This is a genomic window from Paenibacillus sp. sgz302190 (assembly GCF_059820445.1).
Window position 1 is genome coordinate 103,748 of the sequence record NZ_JBZYAO010000011.1, and the last position, 18,091, is coordinate 121,838.

The window sequence follows — 18,091 nt, forward strand, 5'->3', positions numbered from 1 at the left end:
GGCTATTCACCTCTTTTCCGGAAAGGCGTGCCAAGGTTGAGCCCGGTATCGAGCAATTTGACCTGGACATCGATATGGAACCGCACATCGGCGAAACGCTCGTTCCAATCCGGCTTCAACCGCTTCCACAGCGCCGGGTTTTTTCTGTATATGCGATTTCCGATGCCGAGAATATCGATTTTTTTGGCCTGGGATTTAGTAATTATTTTCCGCATATTTTGCTCGACTTGTTTGCCGATCATGCGCTCGAATTGTTTCCCTTCATCCTTGGTCTTCAAAATGGAACAGCGAAGCTCGCCGACACTCCCGGTTATTTGGGTCGAGACATCGACGCTAATGTCGTTTCCCTTGATGATGGGCGTCATTTTTGTCTGCAGCGTGGTCACTTGGTACGATTCTTTGGACATTTTCGATTTGGATGTCGAGCCGATGCAGGGAAATTCGACGATCCCGTGGTCGTACTTGTCGTACAGCATCGCCAAAGCCTGGGTATCGGACGGCGATACCGCAAGGTCGGTCATATATCCTTTTTGGATGACTGCGCTTCCGGCTACGGACAACGCATGTGAAGATTTGTCTTTATAGATGAAAGGAACAATGCCGACGTTCGTTTCGCTTTTTAGCTGAATCGCGAGTTCGAGCAGCGGCACTTTGGACGTTTTGGACGTGTATGTTTGCGCCGTTTCCTCGATGCTTCGGAGCTGTTCGCCAATGGTGTTTTCGATGAACGGCTTGACGTACAGGTAGTCGCCCGCCTTGCCTTCCGCGATCAAGAGCAGGACGGTACCCCTCGGTTCATGATCTCTTGAGAAAAAATCGAGTACTTCCCCGATATGCTGCTTTCGGGCCAATTGTTCGCCGATGACGATGATGCGCATATGGTCCCATTTTGCCTTCCGCCCCAAATGAATCGTGATATCCCGCACCGCGTCGAAGACGGTATCCGCTTCGGTTTTAATGTTCAGCCCTTTTTTTCCCTGCTTGGCGGTTTCGCCCATGCTGGTTCCTCCCGAAGGATTGTAAAAATGGGTGGTGAGCGCGATTTTTCCTTCTTCGTTCTGATCGATCGCGACCGCCTGGACATACCCGAATTCGGTCAATTCCGCCTTATCCCAACAGCCGGCGAGCGGGACTAAGGCCAGTGCAGCCAGGGCGATGCGAACGAACGGTTTCATGACACCTTTTTCCTTTCTCCCGTCTTTTTGTGCAAATGCCGGTTACGGGGCGAATGAAGCAAAATTTTGCGCGCGAAAATGATGATGACGTCGCGGAATTGCTTGATGTCCAGAGGGGCCAAGGGCGACATATACGGCTGGCCAAGCGAACGCAATGTCGTGAGATGCAGGAATACAAGCAGGCATCCGATCATGATGCCGAGACCCCCGAACGTGGCGGCGAGTACCATTAGCGGGAACCGCAAAATCCGCACCGCGATGGACATGCTGTACTGCGGCAGCGCGAAGGAGGCGATTCCGGTCAGCGAAACGACGATGACCATAACCGGGGAAGCGATTTTGGCCTGGATCGCAGCCTGGCCGATGACGAGCGCGCCGACGATGCTGACCGCGGAGCCGACCGGCCGCGGCAGTCGAATGCCGGCTTCGCGCAGCAATTCGAAAAAAAATTCCATAATGAGCGCTTCCACGAACGCCGGGAACGGAATGCCTTCGCGCGTGTCCAGGATCGCCAACAGCAGCACGGTCGGCAGCAGCTCGGAATGGAAGGTCGAGAGGGCGATATAGGTGCTCGGAAGCAGCAGCGCCATCAGGAATGCGCCAATTCGGAGCAGCCGGATTAACGAAGTGAAAACCGTTCTTTGATAATAATCCTCGCTGGTGGAGAAAAACTCGAGAAAATGCGCCGGACAAATGACGATCGTCGGCGTTCCGTCTACCATTACGATAATTTTACCGTCGAGCAGCGCGGCGATCGCCGTGTCCGGACGTTCCGTATATCGCACCTGAGGAAACGGCGACAAGGAGGATTCGCCCAGCCATTCTTCCAAATACGAAGTTTCCAAAATTTCTTCCTTGTCGATATCCGCAAGGCGCCGCCTGAATTCGGTTAGCGTCTCCGGATTGACGGTTCCGTCCAAATAACCGAACGTGATGCTGCGCTGGCTTTCCTCTCCCGCCCGCAAAAATTCGAACTTGAGCCTTGGCGACTTCAGCAGGCTGCGGATGATGCCGATGTTGGTGGCGAGATCCTCGATCATGCTGACGTGCGGTCCCTGCACGACCGGCTCGGTAATCGGCTCGTTCAGCTGGCGGTGTTTGACGTCGAGCGCACTGTAGGCAAGCGCCTTGTCCCATTGGTTGAAAAAGATAACCAGATTCCCGTCCAAAATGTGCTGCACGGCTTGCGGGAAGGCGTCCAACATTTTGGCCGACTGGGCGGACACCCCGTTACCGGAAAAAAAGCCGGCTATCTGTTCGGGCGTAACATCCTCTGCCGGTCCGATTTCGTGCGTCACCAGATCCTGCAGCGTTTCCTTCATATAGTTCACTTTTTTGTTTTGGACGAGCGTATCGAAATAGACGGAGAATGCCGTTTGCCCGAGCTCCGGGCCATAGCTCCAGGGAAGGATGACGAGATCTTTGCAGTTGCTGAACGTCGTCCGGATCCGCTCCAGACTGTCGGCCAAACAGGCCGGAATGCAGGCGCTGCCCTGGTCCGTCTGCCCGGGCTGTTCCTCGGCAGGCTGGGGCGGCTTTGCGGCGGGCGGGCGATTTTTGAAAAATAGCTGTCTCCACATTGTCTGCACTTTCCTTGTCGGGAATCTATTGGAATCTGTATGGCTTATCGTTCCTCATCCATGGGGGCAATATTCGCATCCGCACAGAAGGATATGTTCCAAGCCGCCGTTAACCGACCTCTGGGCATTTGCATACGATACAGTACAACAATCCAATGGAGGGAACATCCATGAAACGTATAGGCTTGGTATGTGGGCTGACAGCGGTGCTGCTGCTCGGCATCATTTTACCGGCGTGCGGCAAAAAAGCGGAGGAAACGGCGAAAGTCCGGATCGGGGAAGTGACGCGATCTTTATTTTATGCCCCGCAGTACGTCGCATTGTCGCAAGGATTTTTCAAAGAGGAAGGGCTCGAGGCGGAGCTGACAACGACGCCGGGCGGAGACAAGACGATGACCGCTCTGCTTTCAGGCGGGATCGATGTGGCGCTGGTCGGTTCGGAAACGTCGATCTACGTTGCGCAGCAGGGCTCGGATGACCCGGTCATTAATTTTGCCCAGCTTACGCAAACGGACGGTACTTTTCTCGTATCCCGCAAAAAAGTCGATCCGTTCGACTGGAACTCGCTCAAGGGCTCCGTCTTTCTGGGACAAAGAAAAGGCGGCATGCCGCAAATGGCCGGAGAATTTACTTTGAAAAAGCACGGCATCGACCCGAAAAAAGATCTCGAGCTGATTCAAAATATCGATTTCGCCAACATTACGTCCGCCTATTCCTCGGGCACCGGCGAATATGTCCAGCTCTTCGAGCCCCAGGCTTCGATCGTTGAAAAAGAGGGCAAAGGCTACGTCATCGCTTCTTTCGGCGTGGAAAGCGGACACCTACCTTACACTGTCTTTATGAGCAAAAAAAGCTTCATCGACAAAAATCCGGGCACGATCCAGAAGTTTACGAATGCCGTGCAGCGCGCGCAAAATTGGGTCAATGCCAAAAGCGTAGACGAAATCGCGCAGGCGGTTCTGCCCTTTTTTAAAGACACGGACCCGGAAATCGTCAAAAGCGTCATCAAACGCTACAAAGATCAAGGCTCGTATGCATCGGACCCGATCGTCGACGAGAAGGAATGGAACAACCTGCTCGACGTGATGACGACGGCAGGCGAGTTGAAGCAGAAAGTGGAGTGGAGCAAGCTGGTCGACAATACGTTTGCCGAGAAAGCCAAAAACAGCGTGAAATAGTGAAAGAGCACAGCGGAACGGCGCACGCGACACATGAGGGCAAGAGGGGGGAGGAACATGGACACGGCTGTATCCATTGCTGAAGTTACGCAAATTTATGTCACGCAGCAGCGGGCTACGCTAGCCTTGCAAAATGTAAGCTTGACCGTCCGGCGCGGCGAATTCGTCAGTCTCATCGGTCCCAGCGGATGCGGAAAAACGACCGTCTTGTCGATCGTCGCCGGGCTGATCGCGCCGACAGCCGGCGTCGTCACCGTAGCGGGAGAAGCGGTCAGCGGGCCGTCTTCCAAGATCGGGTACATGCTGCAGCAGGATTATTTGTTTCCTTGGCGCACGATTTTTCATAACGCGGCGATCGGACTGGAGCTGCAGGGCAATTTGACCGCGGAGAAGCGGGAGTACGTGCTTCACCTGCTCGACGAAATGGGGCTTGCACGCTACAAGGATTACTATCCGGCACAGCTTTCCGGAGGGATGCGCCAGCGGGTCGCGCTCGTGCGCACTTTGGCGACGGAGCCGGAAATTATGCTGTTGGACGAACCGTTCTCCGCGCTCGATTACCAGACCAAGCTGCAGCTTGAAGACTTGGTCGCCGGGACGCTGCGCGCCAAAAACAAGACCGCGGTGCTCGTCACGCACGACATTTCCGAAGCGATTGCCATGAGCGACCGGATTATCGTGCTGGAGCCGAATCCCGGACGCATTCGCCGTGAGTTTGTTATACCCGAGGAGATTCGCCTGGCGCTGCCGTTCTTGGCGAGGGAGCTTCCCGATTTCAACGGATTGTTCAAGTCCGTTTGGCAGGAATTCGAAGCGCCGGAGACAGGAGAGGATACCGATGCAAAATGAAGAGATCCGGCCTGCCGAGCCGTCCATGGTTACTGCGCGGCGGCTCACGCACGAAGTGCGGCGGCAGTATATCGCCGCAAGAAACAAGGAAACCGTCTGCGTTCGGCTAACCCAGCTCGCCATCCTGATCGCCTTCTTCGCGCTATGGGAGCTGGCCGGCCGGATGAAATGGATCGATGTGCTGCTGTTCAGCTACCCGAGCAAGGTGTTCGGTCTGCTCTGGGAGAAGCTGCTCGACGGCTCGCTTTTGCCGCATGTGGGAGCCACCGTCTTTGAAACGTTTGCCGGTTTTGCCCTCGGCACGCTGTTCGGTACGGCGCTCGCCGTCATCATCTGGTGGTCGCCGTTTTTGTCCCGGGTGCTCGATCCTTACATCGTCGTGCTGAACAGCATGCCGAAGGTCGCGCTCGGCCCGCTGTTCATCGTCGGCCTCGGCCCCGGGCTGCTTGCAATCATTGCGACAACGTTGTCGATAACCGTTATCATCACGACGCTTGTCGTGTACGGCAGCTTTAAAGAAGTCGATGCGAACTACGTCAAAGTCGTTCACATTTTTGGCGGCAGCAAGCGAAAAGTGCTGCAAAAAGTCATCTTGCCGGCCTCCTTTCCGGCGATCATTTCGACCTTGAAAGCGAACGTCGGTCTGGCGTGGGTCGGCGTGATCGTCGGCGAATTTCTCGTCTCGCAAATCGGCCTCGGCTATTTAATTATTTACGGCTTCCAGGTGTTCAACTTCACGCTGGTCATGAGCACGCTGATCGTCATCGCACTCGTCGCGACGCTGATGTATCAGGCCGTTGCCTACCTCGAAAAGCGGCTGACCAAACACCGGTAAGCTTGCCACATGCGGCCTGAAATGAAATAATGAGCCCATAGACGAACCGCGAAAGAGGTGAAAGCTATGGGCTTTCGAGTGCTAAAAACGGCGATTGCCGTCGTAATCGCAATGTGCGCCGCCGGGCTGCTGGGGCTGAAATCGCCTGCGGCAGCGGGCCTGCTCGCGATTCTCGGCGTCGAGGTGACGAAGAAAAAAGGGCTGCAAAGCGCCCTGCAGCGGCTTGCAGCTTCCTTGATGGGGCTATTGTTCGGCTCCTTGCTGTTCCTGATGTTCGGTTTTCATGCGTGGGTCGTCGGGTTGTTTGTGCTTGCTGTTTTTCCGATTTTGCACCGCTTGCGAATCAGCGAAGGAACCGTGACAGGTGCGGTCTCGATGTTCCATCTGTACGCTTACGAAACGGTGAGCCTACCGGCGATTCTGAATGAAGTGTATTTGCTGCTGGTCGGTTTGGGCACGGCGACATTGATCAACATCGCCTACATGCCCAGGGCAGACCGGGAGATCACCGCACAGAAGGAGCGGGTCGAGCAGCTATTTTCCGACATTTTCAAACATATTGCGGCTCATCTGCGGGACAATTCCACCGTTTGGGACGGCAAGGAACTGCTGGATGCCGGGGAAGCGATTGAGCGCGGCGCGCTTTTGGCCAAACGGTCGCTGGACAACGCGCTCCTATTCGGAGGCGATCCTTACTGGAGGGTCTATTTCTACATGCGCGGCGAACAGCTGGATCTGATCAACCGAATGACCGATCTCGTCGCCCGGGTATATCAGACATTGCCGCAGGGCGAACTTGTCGCCGCTATATTCGAAGGCTTGAGCGAGCACGTCAAAGCGGACTATTACATAGGTCATACGGAGCGGGAATTGCAGCTGCTGGAGCAGCGCTTCAAAGAGATGCCCTTGCCGGCGAACAGAGAGGAATTCGAGGTGCGTTCCGCCATTTTTCAGCTGCATAGAGAACTGATACAGTACTTGTCCGTCGCCAAGAAACAAAAGAAGCAAAAGCCCGGAAACAATGAATAAGAGGCGAATGCCGTCGAATCTTAATACAAATTTTAGTAGACTGAGCCTTAAATACTATGTATAATCGATAAATAGGAAAATTATACTATTTATTGGGGGCTGTTGAAGTGGCATTTCTAAAAGTATTGGGATGGATTTTCGTGCCTTACGTCATGATCTTTGTATCATGGAAAAATTTGCGGGTCGCAGGTAAAATTTTTGGGGTCTTCTGGGCTGTTATTGCCGGACTTTATGTGATCGGCAGCTTGAAAATGGCTACGGCGAAAAAAGAAGTGAGCGCCCCTGTCAAAGTGGAGCAAAAGCAGGAGCAGGCCGACACCAAAAAAGCATCGCCGGCGGCTGCGGCTACGGCCAAATCGACGCCAACACCGACTCCAGCGCCGACACCGGCCGAACTTTCCAAAGAGGGCGTATCTTCCGATGTGAAAATCACCGTCGAAAGCGTGGAAACAAAAGAAGAGGCCGGCGACAACGAATTCTTGAAGGCCAAGGCGCAAGGCGTTTTCAAAATCATTAAACTGACGGTTGTCAACAACCAAAAAGATAAGATCACCGTCGATCAAGCCAGCTACAAATTAATCGACGATCAAAAAAGAGAATTTTCGAGCTCTTCGGACGCCATGACGGCGGTTGGCATGGACAAATCGTTTTTCCTGAAAAGTCTTAATCCTGGATTAAGCCTTACCGGCTACGTCGCTTTCGACGTCCCGAAAGATGCAAAAGGATTTTATCTGCAAGCGCAAGGCGGCATGATGGGCAAAAAAATCAAGCTTAAAGTAGAGTAGCTGATCAAATCTTCGGGACGAAGCACAGGACGTGGCTTCGTCCCTTTTTTCATGGGCGCCGGAGCGCCGGCCTGGCTTCGTGCGGTCGACCGACCGCCGCCATGCAGCGCAGCACCGCAAGCTGGGACTGCGCGCGGGCGCGAGTAAGCACGAGCGAAGCGCCTCGTCGGTGCTTCGGGTGTGGACCCGAGCGATGCGAAACATCGGTAGAGGGCGGGGAAGAGGGGGAAAACCTGCAAAAGTGGGAGGTTTTTTTCGTAAAAGTGGCTCATTTTGGTGAAAAGCCTGCGATTGTGCAGGAATTTTCTGTAAAAATGAATCTGAGCCTATGTTTGCGGCGAAAAACCTGCACAATTGCAGGAATATTTCGTGGCCGGCATATCCATCGAGAAAAAAATGTACTTTTGCAGGTTTTTTCGTGCAACCAGGCAAATTGTGTGACCGGATCTGGCGGTAGGTTTCACCATAGCCCGACTTTTGCAGTTTTGGGTGCATCTTATGTGGACAGCCGTTTAAAAGGGCGGAATGTCACTTTTTCTGTGTCCTTTAAAACATTTTCACATTACAAATTCATATATTACAATGGGAGAATAAGCTAATTAGAATCGGGTTTGAGATGGGGGTGGCCGGTTTGACAAACAGCAGTATTCAACTGTTAGGCAGGTTAAAAATTACTATAGACGACAAGGAGTTAACGACGTTTTTTTCCGGAAGCAAGGTCAAACTGCTGGCATACTTGATAATAACTTTTGACAGGACAATAAGCAGGAAACAAATTGCCTTTGATTTCTGGCCGGGTTCCACCGAGAAACAAGCCCTTTCCAATTTGCGGAAACTACTTCACGACCTGCGGGAATGCTGGAAGGTCAGCGGGAATACTCGCCGGCTATCGTTTTCGCGAACTAGCTGCTGATCCAGAATCCATTAAGAGAGGAAACGTACCGCACGTTGATGCGGCTGTACGCCTTGAATAAAGATATGGCGGGCGCTACTCGAATTTACCGGCAAATGCTGAGTAAATGGCAAGACGAACTGGGGATAGGCCCGGCAGAAGAAACCGTGTACCTGATTGAAAGGCTTACGCAGAACGGCGTCGAACCTTCGTCGACCGCGCAGAACGAGCTGATCGGCAGATCCGCCGAATGGGGGCATCTTCTGAAAGCTTGGAAGCAGGCAGCGGCAGGCAAAAGCGCGATGTTGATATTGAAAGGGGAGGCGGGCATAGGCAAAACGAGACTGGCGCAGGAATTTAAATCGATGGTAGAAAGCCAGGGGGAACAAACAGCAATTGCCGGCTGTTACCCTTCAGCAAGCTCCCAGTCCTACCGTCCGGTAACAGTATGGCTTAGGCGTCTCGCCGTACCGCAGCTCAGTCCGGTTTGGCTGTCTGAGTTGGCGCGATTGCTGCCGGAGCTGTTGGAACGATACCCCGACCTGCCGCAGCCAAACCCCATACAAGTCCGGAGAAAGAACGCCGATTTTTGCTATGCCAATGGACATCGACAACGTTTATGCGGTTTTGTCAAGGGACTCAGCAGATACGTTGGTGAAAAATAAACAGTTCCAGGAAGTGTTAAAGATCGACCAATACGGAGACGTTACTTTTACGCTTGACCGCAAATTCAAGCGGCTCGTTCTAGATGCCGCTGTCGTCGACCCCGGAGAACACGAGGTGGAATTTTCGCTGTATAACAAAGTCCCAATTTGAACCCTTATATTTATGCCAGAATTTTGGACACTTCATATTTTGATAATGGGAATTCTGCCGCTAAGAAATAGCTTGTAATGTTAAGGACCGGGAGCAGCCGCCCGCAGCTGAAAGACCAGAGAGCGATACGAATAAGCTGTAGCATAGGATAGACCAGAAAGGCGGCTCAAGTTAAGGGCCGCCTCTCTGGTCTTCTTGTTTATGATGCTTGCAGAGGGCTGCGGATTGCCGGGAGTATAAAGAGATCACTGCCTGGCCGATCCTTTGATCGACGTCTTCGCAACGGTCGGACGATAGTTGATGATCTTCACCAGTTGCTCCTGCATATAGGCCGGCGAATGATTGAAACCGCTCTCCACCCAGTGGAACACAAGACCTAACAGCGCGTGGATCGAATAGGTGGCCAGCAGTTCTTCATCGATGTCGTTTTTCGTAGAGACAAGCTCCTCCATAGAAATCCGCTTGAGCGCGGTGAACATTTTCTCCCGGAGCGCCGGCAGTACATCGCTTTTCATAAGAACGGTATAAATCGCGGAATGCTCGTAAATGTGCGCGAAAAGCATAACGGAATGCGCCGGCAGCTGGTCGATGTGGAAGAACTCCACCTTCTCGTAAGGCGCGCGGAAGGAAAGTAGTAATTTATCGACTAGGTCGAGAATGATATCTTCAAGTAGCGCCTCCTTGCTTTCATAATTGGAATAGAAGGTCCCGCGGTTATAATTCGCAAGCTCCACGATTTCCGTAATGGATACCGCCGTGAACGGCTTGTCCGCCATTAGCGTCAGCAGCGCTTGGCGTAACGCGGCCCGGCTGCGAACGATGCGGCGGTCTATTTTTTTGCCATTGTCGGTCATTGTCTATGCGATCCTTCCTGTTAAACATATTGAACAAAATCGGCCGAGTTGTTCGTTATCTGACAAACGCGCTGTTTTTACTGATTGTAATCACTTATATCCCTCATTATACTTGAAGTAACGGATGTTCTCTATTGAACATGTGTTCGTTATTTCTTGGGGACAGCCGGCATTGTTTGTTCGAAGATATAAAATAATAAAGATAAATGGAGGAATTTCGTCATGAGATTATCCGGAAAAGTAGCTGTTGTTACTGGGGCTGCTTCGGGCATGGGAAGAGCCATCGCAGAATTGTACGCTGCGGAAGGGGCGAAAGTTGCCGTATCAGACCTTCGTGTTGAAGCCGCGCAAGCCGTTGTTGACGGGATTGTCTCCAGAGGCGGCGCCGCCTTCGCTATTGCCGCTAACGTCGCAAAAGAAGAAGACGTGCAGGCGCTTATCGATACAACCGTCGAGCAATACGGTACCGTAGACATTCTCGTCAACAACGCCGGCATTATGGACAACTTCGTCCCGGCCGGAGACTTGACGGACGAGCTGTGGGACCGCGTCTTCGCCATCAATACGACAGGACCAATGAGAACGATCCGCAAAGTGATTCCGATTTTTCTGGAGAAACAAGGCGGAGTCATAGTCAACATTGCATCCGCGGGGGGCTTGATGGGTTCCCGCGCCGGCGCGGCTTATACGGCTTCGAAGCACGCCGTCGTCGGCCTGACGAAGAACGTCGGATTCCAATATGCGCCTAAAGGCATCCGCTGTAATGCCATCGCGCCGGGCGGCGTCAATACAAACATCAGCGCATCCCTTACGACCCCGAACCCGTTCGGTATCGAAAGAGCGATGGCCGGCATAAACCTCAACCCGCGCACAGGGGAGCCGGAAGATATCGCGAAAGTGGCGTTGTTCCTTGCTTCCGACGATGCTAGCTTCGTTAACGGCACGGTTGTAACGGCCGATGCGGGCTGGACTGCTTATTAACCTTACAGATCCTATGCTAAACCGTCAGTCCGTCTTGGGGCTGGCGGTTTTGCCGTATTTCAGGCAGCTGAATTTTGATGACACATTATATTGCGAAAGAACTTTTGGAATGAAACGCTAGATTCAGAGAAATTTTTGGCTGCGCGAATTTGGCCGGTTCATTTCCATAGAGAAAGCAATTTGGAATTTGTGGAATTAACGAGCGCAAAACGAAATAAAATGTAGTAAAATCACACGAATAACAGAGAAGCCGTGCGTCGCCGGCGCTTGATGCTGCGGCCGCTTTTTTGACTGCAAATCATTTACTTTTATCGGCATTATATAGGCGATTCGATAATAATATTTATTTGTTCGCATCCATTTAATCAACATTTGCCTATGTCCCGCATACACTTGTAATGAATGATTGTATGGAGGAGGTTGAAAGGATGTCAATAGATAAAGATTTGCAGTGCAGAGAGATCATTACCAAAGCTGTCTGCGGCAAAGGCCGCAAATTCTCGCACGTAAGTCATACCGTGACTCCGCCCTTTTCTCCGACCAGTATATTGGGCGCTTGGATCATTAACAACCAATATGAAGCGATCCAATCCGGAGATGGCGTAGAGGTAGTTGGTACTTATGATATCAACATCTGGTATTCTTACGATCGCAACACCAAAACCGATGTTGCAAAAGAGACAGTGTCCTATGTAGAAGTCGTTCCGCTTACTTACTTAGACAAGAAGCATAGGTCGGCTACGGCTGAGGTGGCTGCCTTCGCAACACAGGAGCCGAACTGTGTGGAAGCCAGCGTCTCCTCCGGCGGCGACAGCGTGGTAATCCGGGTGGAACGGGAGTTCCAGGTCGAGATGGTCGCCGAAACGAAAGTGAATGTAGTCGTTAGCCCGACCGGCCCAAGCGATTTCGACGACAAGCATGTGGACTTCGATGACAGCGTGGACGGAGATTTCGAGGATCTGGATGCTGCGCTGCTCGAAGAAGACCTGGATTAAGGAACCTTATACTTCACTGTATGCAGGAGCATTGGGTTTGGCAGAGGGCATTCGCCCTCTTTTTTGTTTTGGCCTGGAAAATGGGCTTGAGCGGAGCGGCCCCAAAAAAACCGAAGGAGCCTGACAATGGACACATTTTTTCTCCATTTTCACGAACGGGATGCCCTGGCGATCGCCGGGAGCATGCGGACGGCCAGCGGAACGAAGCTGCCGGAGGACTGGCAGGGGCAGGTTGTCATTCATTGGGGCGGGGCGCAGAGCGAGCAGCCGGGCAAGCGCGCGCTGCAGCCGGTGAAAGCGATTTTGCGCGCCCGGCAGCCGGCCAGGCGCGACGAACTGCTCGGCCTGCACGGGATCAAGACGAGGGCTTCGCTTGGCGGCCAAAGCGGACGGATCGTTTTTCCCTATATGTACAAGGTTGCCGTCTTTCATTTGCAAATTTTGGCCGTTTACGAGAAAAAGGAGCGTTTGCTCCGCTCAGAACAGTCGGTTTACGATTCCACCTACAAGCACCTTAAGCCCGCTTACGAGGAAGTGCAGCCCGAACTGGCGAGCCGTCACGTTCGCAGGGCGAGCCGCGAGTCCGTCAAGGCGATCTACGCGCTCGGTCTGGATTACGGGCTGGTGACGGTCGGCATCCTGCCTAACGGGCATACGCTCGTGCTCGATGTGGACCCGGCGCCGAAGCTGAACGAGCGGCTCACGCCGCTGTTCGCCCAGGCGATCGACCGCTATGCAGCCGCGCTGGGTCAAGAGCTGCGGCGCACCGAGCGGGCCGTGCTCGGCAGCGACCCCGAGTTCCTGCTGCTCAGCCCGCGGGGCAAAGTCGTCTCCGCCGACCGCTATCTCGCGCGGGAAGGCGCAGTCGGCTGCGATGCCATCGTGCTCAGCGGGCATCGCGTCATCCTGCCGCTGGCGGAGCTGCGCCCGCAGCCAAGCGCCGACCCGCGCGAGCTGGCGAGAAACCTGCTGTCTTCGATGCAGCTCGCCGCGCGGGCGATTCCCGACGAGAGCCTCGCCTGGCTCTCGGGAGGCATGCCGGTGAGCGGCTTCCCGCTCGGCGGCCATATCCACTTCAGCCGCTGCTGGCTGAATACGCACCTGCTGCGCGCGCTCGACAACTATCTCGCGCTGCCGCTGATGCAAATCGAGGGGCCGACGACCCGCGACCGCCGACCCCGATACGGCTTCCTCGGCGATTTCCGGCGCCAGCCGCACGGCGGCTTCGAATACCGCACGCTGCCGAGCTGGATGGAGTCGCCGCTGGTTGCGCGCGGCACATTCGCGCTCGCTTCGCTTATTGCCGACAACTATTGGCTGCTTCAGCAGCAGCCCCTGCAAAAACTCGATATTCAGCGAGCTTATTATCGCGGAGACAAAGCAAGCCTTCAGCAAACGGTGGCGGAGCTGTGGAAGGATTTAGAAAAACTGGAGGCGTACGACGTTCATGCAAAAGTGCTGGACCGGCTGAAACTGCGGATCGAACGGATGGAGCCGTGGAATGAGCGTGAGGATATCCGCAAAGCGTGGCGCATTGCCCCCTATCATCGCAAAGAAGCAATTAAGCAGTAAATCATGTTATAATAGAATCGATTGTCGCCGGATTGGATAAGGGACGGTTTGCCGGACGCTGCTGCGGCCCGCGGACCGTCCTGCGCGCAGAATGAGCGGGTTCGAATCGCACGGGGAGTCTGGCGGGCGGAGTTTCTTTTGTGCACGTCATTCCGCATACATATACCTTCTGCTGAATTTATCGGACAGACTCCCGGGTGCAGGAACGGAGCTGCTTTTAACGAATTAGTAGAGGCATTGCGCCTTGCTGCGGCGGTTGATTTTCATAGATTCATAGAACGGATCATTTTATTATCTGGTTGGAGGAACGTATGGCCCAGTACACACCGATGATACAACAATACTTGGCCGTTAAGGCGCAAGTCCCGGATGCTTTTTTATTTTTTCGGTTAGGCGATTTTTACGAAATGTTTTTTGAGGATGCGGTGAACGCGTCGCGGGAGCTGGAAATTACGCTGACAGGCAGGGACGGCGGGGGAGAAGACCGCATTCCGATGTGCGGTGTGCCCTACCATTCCGCGGAAAATTACATAGCCCGATTGGTTGAAAAAGGATTCAAGGCAGCGATTTGCGAGCAGGTCGAAGACCCGGCGGAAGCCAAAGGCGTCGTGCGGCGGGAAATCGTGCGCATTGTGACTCCGGGCACCGTCATGGACAGCAAGCTGCTGGGCGAGTCGAGCAACAATTATATGGTTTCTCTCGTCGGTGGAAACGGCGCATACGCGTTTACCGCGTGCGACATTTCTACGGGAGAGTTGTATACGACTTTGCTGCCGGCTTCCTGGGAAGCGGTCGTGGACGAGCTGAACGTATACAGCCCTTCCGAGCTGATCGCGGATACTTCGATGCTCGAACAAGTTCGCGAAAGCACGGCTAATTGGAGCCGATCCGCCGTCGTAACGGAGTGGACGGATGCGGACTACAGCCTGCTGGCCGAGCATTTTGCCGCGGACGAGGCGCTGCCCGGGCTCCACGAGCTGAACAGACAGGGCGTTGCGCTGCTGCTCAGCTATTTGAAAGAGACGCAGAAGCGGGCGCTTACGCATATCAAACATATCCGCCGCTATGAGCCGGACATGTACATGACGATGGACCCTTTTACGAGAAGAAACCTGGAGCTTGTCGAGACGGTGCGGGAGCGCACGAAAAAAGGCTCGCTGCTCTGGCTGCTCGATAGAACCGTAACGGCCATGGGCGCGCGCATGCTGCGCCGCTGGATTGAGAAGCCGCTCATGAGCGTGTCCCGCATCGAGGAGCGGCTGGAAGCGGTCGATGTGCTGTATAACCAGCTGATCGTCCGCGAGGATGTCCGGCAGGCGCTCAAGGAAGTGTACGACCTGGAGCGGCTCGTCGCGCGCATTTCCTACGGCAACGCCAATGCGCGGGATATGACGGCGCTGAAGCATTCGCTGCAGCAGGTGCCGCTGCTGCGGGAAGTATGCGCGGCATCTGGCTCCCGCACGCTGCGCAAACTCGTCGACAACATGGATGCGTGCGAAGACGTGATGTCGTGGATCGCAGAGGCGATCGTCGACGAGCCTCCCGTATCGATCCGCGACGGCGGCATGATCCGGGAAGGCTACCAGCCTTACCTGGACCAGCTGCGCGAAGCGAGCACGAACGGCAAGCAGTGGATTGCCGAGCTGGAGCGCCGGGAGCGGGAGGCGACGGGCATCAAGTCGCTGAAGATCGGCTACAACAAAGTGTTCGGCTATTTCATCGAGGTGACGAAAGCGAACATGGCTTCGCTCCCGGAAGGCCGCTACGAGCGGAAGCAGACGCTGGCCAACGCGGAGCGCTACGTAACGCCCGAACTGAAAGAAAAAGAAGCGCTCATTCTCGAAGCGCAGGATAAAATGGTCGATCTCGAGCACGAGCTGTTCACGGAGCTGCGCAACCGCATTTCCGGGCACATTTCGCGGCTGCAGAAGCTGGCGGAAGTGATCGCCGCCGCCGACGTGTACCAGTCGCTGGCCGCTGTCAGCGCGGCGTATCACTACCGCAAGCCGGAGATCGGCGAAGGCTTCGATCTCCGCATCGAGGAGGGCCGCCACCCGGTCGTGGAGGCGGTCATCCAGGACGGCTCGTTCATCGCCAACGAAACGAGGCTGGAACAGGAGCAGGGCCGCATTTTGCTCATCACCGGGCCGAATATGGCCGGGAAGAGCACGTATATGCGGCAGGTGGCCGTCATCTGCCTGATGGCGCAGATCGGCTGCTTTGTGCCCGCGCGGTCGGCGCGCATGCCGGTCGTCGACCGGATTTTTACGCGGATCGGCGCTGCCGACGATCTGATCGGCGGCCAGAGCACGTTCATGGTCGAGATGATGGACATCCAGGTGATGACGGAGAAAGCGACGAGCCAAAGCCTTGTCATCATCGACGAATTGGGCCGCGGCACTTCGACGGGCGAAGGTATGGCGATCGCCCAGGCGGTCATCGAGTTTTTGCACGACCGGATCGGCTGCAAGACGCTCGTGTCGACGCACTTCCACGAGCTTGCGCATTTGGAAGAAAGCTTGGGCCATCTGCGCAACCACTGCATGGCGGTCAAAGAGAGCGGCAGGCAGGTGACTTTTTTGCGCAAGCTGATTCCCGGGGCGGCAAGCACCAGCTACGGCATCTACTGTGCCGAAATTGCCGGGCTGCCCGAAACGATCATTCAGCGCTCCTATGCGCTGCTGAACGGCTTTGAAACGCGGGCGGCCGCCGCTGCGCAGGCCGCGCCCGCGAATGAGCAGCCCACCCCGCCGCGGGCTGCGGAGCTTGAAACCACCGCCGTCGCAACAGCGAAGGCGGAGCCGGCGGTTCAGCAGTTGTCCCTCTTTGAGGAGGACAACGTCGCCGTTTCCGGCGTCAAGAAGAAGCTTGACGCCAAATCGCAGCTGGTGCTGGACCAGCTGAAGGGGATCGATTTGATCAACATGACGCCGCTGCAGGCGCTCAATCTGGTTTACGAATGGAAACAAAAGCTGCATAACTAGGAGTCTGTCCGATGAACGACGTAGAAGGTATATATGTAAAGCAACTCCGTCGGACAGACTCCCGGGAGTTTGGCGGATGAACCCGCCGGACTCCCGGCCAAAAAATATACGCATGGGAGAGTCAGTCATGAGACAACCGAGCTTGAAACCGATGAAAGTTACGCTTGCGCTCGCCTCCGCGCTTCTGACTTTGCTGCCTGCCGGCGCTATGGCGCAGGACGATGCGCAGACCACCGAGCAGGTCAGACAAGTTCTCGGAACGATGCACGTCAGCGGAGTCACTGAAAATGATTTGAAAAATAAAAGCATCGCCGAAATGATCGAAGGGCTTAAAGATCCTTATACCGTATTTTTTACGAAAAAGGAGCTTGACGCATTTTCCAACTACCTGGAAAACAATTACGTCGGCATGGGCGCCCGCATCGGAATGGACAAAGACGGCATCTATCTTTCCGAAATATTTGCCGGATCTGCGGCGGAAGCTGCCGGTCTCCAGGTAGACGATTACATCGTGGCGGTAGACGGAGCGGCCGTGCAAAAAGATTCGATCGAATCGGCCAGAAGCAAAATTATCGGGGAACCGGGAACGAAAACGAAAATAACGGTGCAGCGGGGCGGCAAGGAATTGACGGTCGACTTGACTCGCAAAGAAGTGAATGTGCCTGAAGTGTACAGCAAAAGCTTCGCTAATGGCGTCGGCTACATTCAAATCACCGATTTTTCCAGCGATGCCGACAGCGATTTTGACAAGCAATTGGCCGATTTGAAGTCCAAAGGGCTGAAGGCGCTCATTCTCGATGTGCGCAACAATCCGGGCGGGCTGGTGAAAACCGCACAAAATATCGCCAAACATTTTGTCAAGGAGGGCACGCTGATCCATACGAGGGACCGCAACGGTGTCGATGAGCCGGTGCCGATCACCGGCGGTTCGGAAGTCGGGGTGCCCGTATATGTGCTCGCGAACGAGAACAGCGCCAGCGCTTCGGAAGTTTTGAGCGGGGCGCTTCAGGACTATAAGGTCGCCAAAGTCATCGGCGTTCAGACGTTCGGGAAGGGCAGCGTCCAGCAGTTGATGCAGCTGACGGACGGGAGCGGCCTGAAAGTGACGATCGAGGAGTATTTAACGCCTAACATGCACAAAGTGAACAAAGTGGGCATCAAGCCGGATATCGAGACGGACGGCAGTGCAGCACAATTGATTACGGCGCTTCGTATGGCGGGCATTCCCGATGTCGAGGTTACGGTTTACAAACATAAGGTGACTTACAACGGCGTCGAAATGACGAGCGGCTTCCCGCTGCTCAGCGAGAACGGGCATTTGTACGCCCCGACCCGCGCCCTGGCGGCGCTTGTTAACGCCAAAGTCGCCTGGAATAACGACAAGCACACGGTCGACGTGACAGGGGCGGACGGCACGCATTCGCTTTCGTCCGAAGCAGGCAAGCTTATTATCGACAATGGCACGAGTTACGTGAATGTCGATCTGTTTCATGATTATTTCCCTGGACTTCATGTCAAAGAAGATGGGGAGAACGTGACGATCGGCGCCGCAAAGGGGAACTGAGC

General features: G+C 54.6%; 15 protein-coding genes. 12 read left to right on the forward strand and 3 right to left on the reverse strand.

Annotated elements, in window-relative coordinates; genetic code table 11:
- Nucleotides 1-2: 2 nt before the first annotated feature.
- Together AC6RNO_RS14585 and AC6RNO_RS14590 are read right to left on the reverse strand one after the other, a co-directional pair.
- On the reverse strand, nucleotides 3-1,175 hold the full coding sequence (locus tag AC6RNO_RS14585; RefSeq protein ID WP_474681796.1) for a Ger(x)C family spore germination protein: 1,173 nt from the start codon (nucleotides 1,173-1,175) through the stop codon (nucleotides 3-5).
- Nucleotides 1,172-2,755: a spore germination protein gene (locus AC6RNO_RS14590; RefSeq protein ID WP_497105847.1), complete on the reverse strand. Its 1,584-nt coding sequence runs from the start codon at nucleotides 2,753-2,755 to the stop codon at nucleotides 1,172-1,174. Before AC6RNO_RS14590 ends, AC6RNO_RS14585 begins: the two co-directional genes overlap by 4 nt.
- 170 nt (nucleotides 2,756-2,925) lie before the next feature.
- Between AC6RNO_RS14590 and AC6RNO_RS14595 the strand changes: the two genes are divergently transcribed.
- The 7 genes from AC6RNO_RS14595 (at nucleotide 2,926) to AC6RNO_RS14625 (ending at nucleotide 9,139) form a co-directional block, all read left to right on the forward strand.
- Nucleotides 2,926-3,933: an ABC transporter substrate-binding protein gene (locus AC6RNO_RS14595; RefSeq protein ID WP_497105848.1), complete on the forward strand. Its 1,008-nt coding sequence runs from the start codon at nucleotides 2,926-2,928 to the stop codon at nucleotides 3,931-3,933.
- Between the two features lie 57 nt (nucleotides 3,934-3,990).
- Complete coding sequence (locus tag AC6RNO_RS14600; protein ID WP_497105849.1) at nucleotides 3,991-4,782, forward strand: ATP-binding cassette domain-containing protein; 792 nt, start codon at nucleotides 3,991-3,993, stop codon at nucleotides 4,780-4,782.
- Nucleotides 4,772-5,617 (forward strand): ABC transporter permease, encoded by an 846-nt coding sequence (locus AC6RNO_RS14605; protein ID WP_474681792.1) that lies wholly within the window; start codon nucleotides 4,772-4,774, stop codon nucleotides 5,615-5,617. Before AC6RNO_RS14600 ends, AC6RNO_RS14605 begins: the two co-directional genes overlap by 11 nt.
- A gap of 66 nt (nucleotides 5,618-5,683) precedes the next feature.
- Nucleotides 5,684-6,646, forward strand: coding sequence for an aromatic acid exporter family protein (locus AC6RNO_RS14610; RefSeq protein ID WP_474681791.1), 963 nt, complete (start codon nucleotides 5,684-5,686; stop codon nucleotides 6,644-6,646).
- Between the two features lie 152 nt (nucleotides 6,647-6,798).
- Complete coding sequence (locus AC6RNO_RS14615) at nucleotides 6,799-7,431, forward strand: DUF4352 domain-containing protein (protein ID WP_497105916.1); 633 nt, start codon at nucleotides 6,799-6,801, stop codon at nucleotides 7,429-7,431.
- A gap of 912 nt (nucleotides 7,432-8,343) precedes the next feature.
- Complete coding sequence (locus AC6RNO_RS14620) at nucleotides 8,344-8,988, forward strand: AAA family ATPase (RefSeq protein WP_497105917.1); 645 nt, start codon at nucleotides 8,344-8,346, stop codon at nucleotides 8,986-8,988.
- Entirely contained in the window at nucleotides 8,978-9,139 is a 162-nt protein-coding gene (locus tag AC6RNO_RS14625; protein WP_474681787.1) for a hypothetical protein, read from the forward strand. The genes AC6RNO_RS14620 and AC6RNO_RS14625 overlap by 11 nt, the downstream gene beginning before the upstream one ends.
- Before the next feature lie 245 nt (nucleotides 9,140-9,384).
- Here AC6RNO_RS14625 and AC6RNO_RS14630 read toward each other — a convergent pair whose 3' ends face one another.
- Complete coding sequence (locus tag AC6RNO_RS14630; protein WP_497105850.1) at nucleotides 9,385-9,993, reverse strand: TetR/AcrR family transcriptional regulator C-terminal domain-containing protein; 609 nt, start codon at nucleotides 9,991-9,993, stop codon at nucleotides 9,385-9,387.
- Nucleotides 9,994-10,215: 222 nt separating this feature from the next.
- On the opposite strand from AC6RNO_RS14630, the gene AC6RNO_RS14635 reads away from it, so the two are divergent.
- The 5 genes from AC6RNO_RS14635 (at nucleotide 10,216) to AC6RNO_RS14655 (ending at nucleotide 18,089) form a co-directional block, all read left to right on the forward strand.
- Nucleotides 10,216-10,974: an SDR family oxidoreductase gene (locus AC6RNO_RS14635; RefSeq protein WP_474681785.1), complete on the forward strand. Its 759-nt coding sequence runs from the start codon at nucleotides 10,216-10,218 to the stop codon at nucleotides 10,972-10,974.
- Between the two features lie 428 nt (nucleotides 10,975-11,402).
- The gene (locus AC6RNO_RS14640) at nucleotides 11,403-11,969 is read left to right on the forward strand and encodes an outer spore coat protein CotE (protein ID WP_474681784.1); all 567 of its coding nucleotides are present in this window, start codon (nucleotides 11,403-11,405) and stop codon (nucleotides 11,967-11,969) included.
- 126 nt (nucleotides 11,970-12,095) lie between these two features.
- Nucleotides 12,096-13,541, forward strand: a complete 1,446-nt coding sequence (locus AC6RNO_RS14645) for a putative amidoligase domain-containing protein (protein WP_497105851.1) — start codon at nucleotides 12,096-12,098, stop codon at nucleotides 13,539-13,541.
- A 311-nt stretch (nucleotides 13,542-13,852) separates the two neighbouring features.
- The gene (gene mutS / locus AC6RNO_RS14650; RefSeq protein WP_497105852.1) at nucleotides 13,853-16,525 is read left to right on the forward strand and encodes a DNA mismatch repair protein MutS; all 2,673 of its coding nucleotides are present in this window, start codon (nucleotides 13,853-13,855) and stop codon (nucleotides 16,523-16,525) included.
- Between the two features lie 127 nt (nucleotides 16,526-16,652).
- On the forward strand, nucleotides 16,653-18,089 hold the full coding sequence (locus AC6RNO_RS14655; protein ID WP_497105853.1) for a S41 family peptidase: 1,437 nt from the start codon (nucleotides 16,653-16,655) through the stop codon (nucleotides 18,087-18,089).
- Nucleotides 18,090-18,091: the final 2 nt, after the last annotated feature.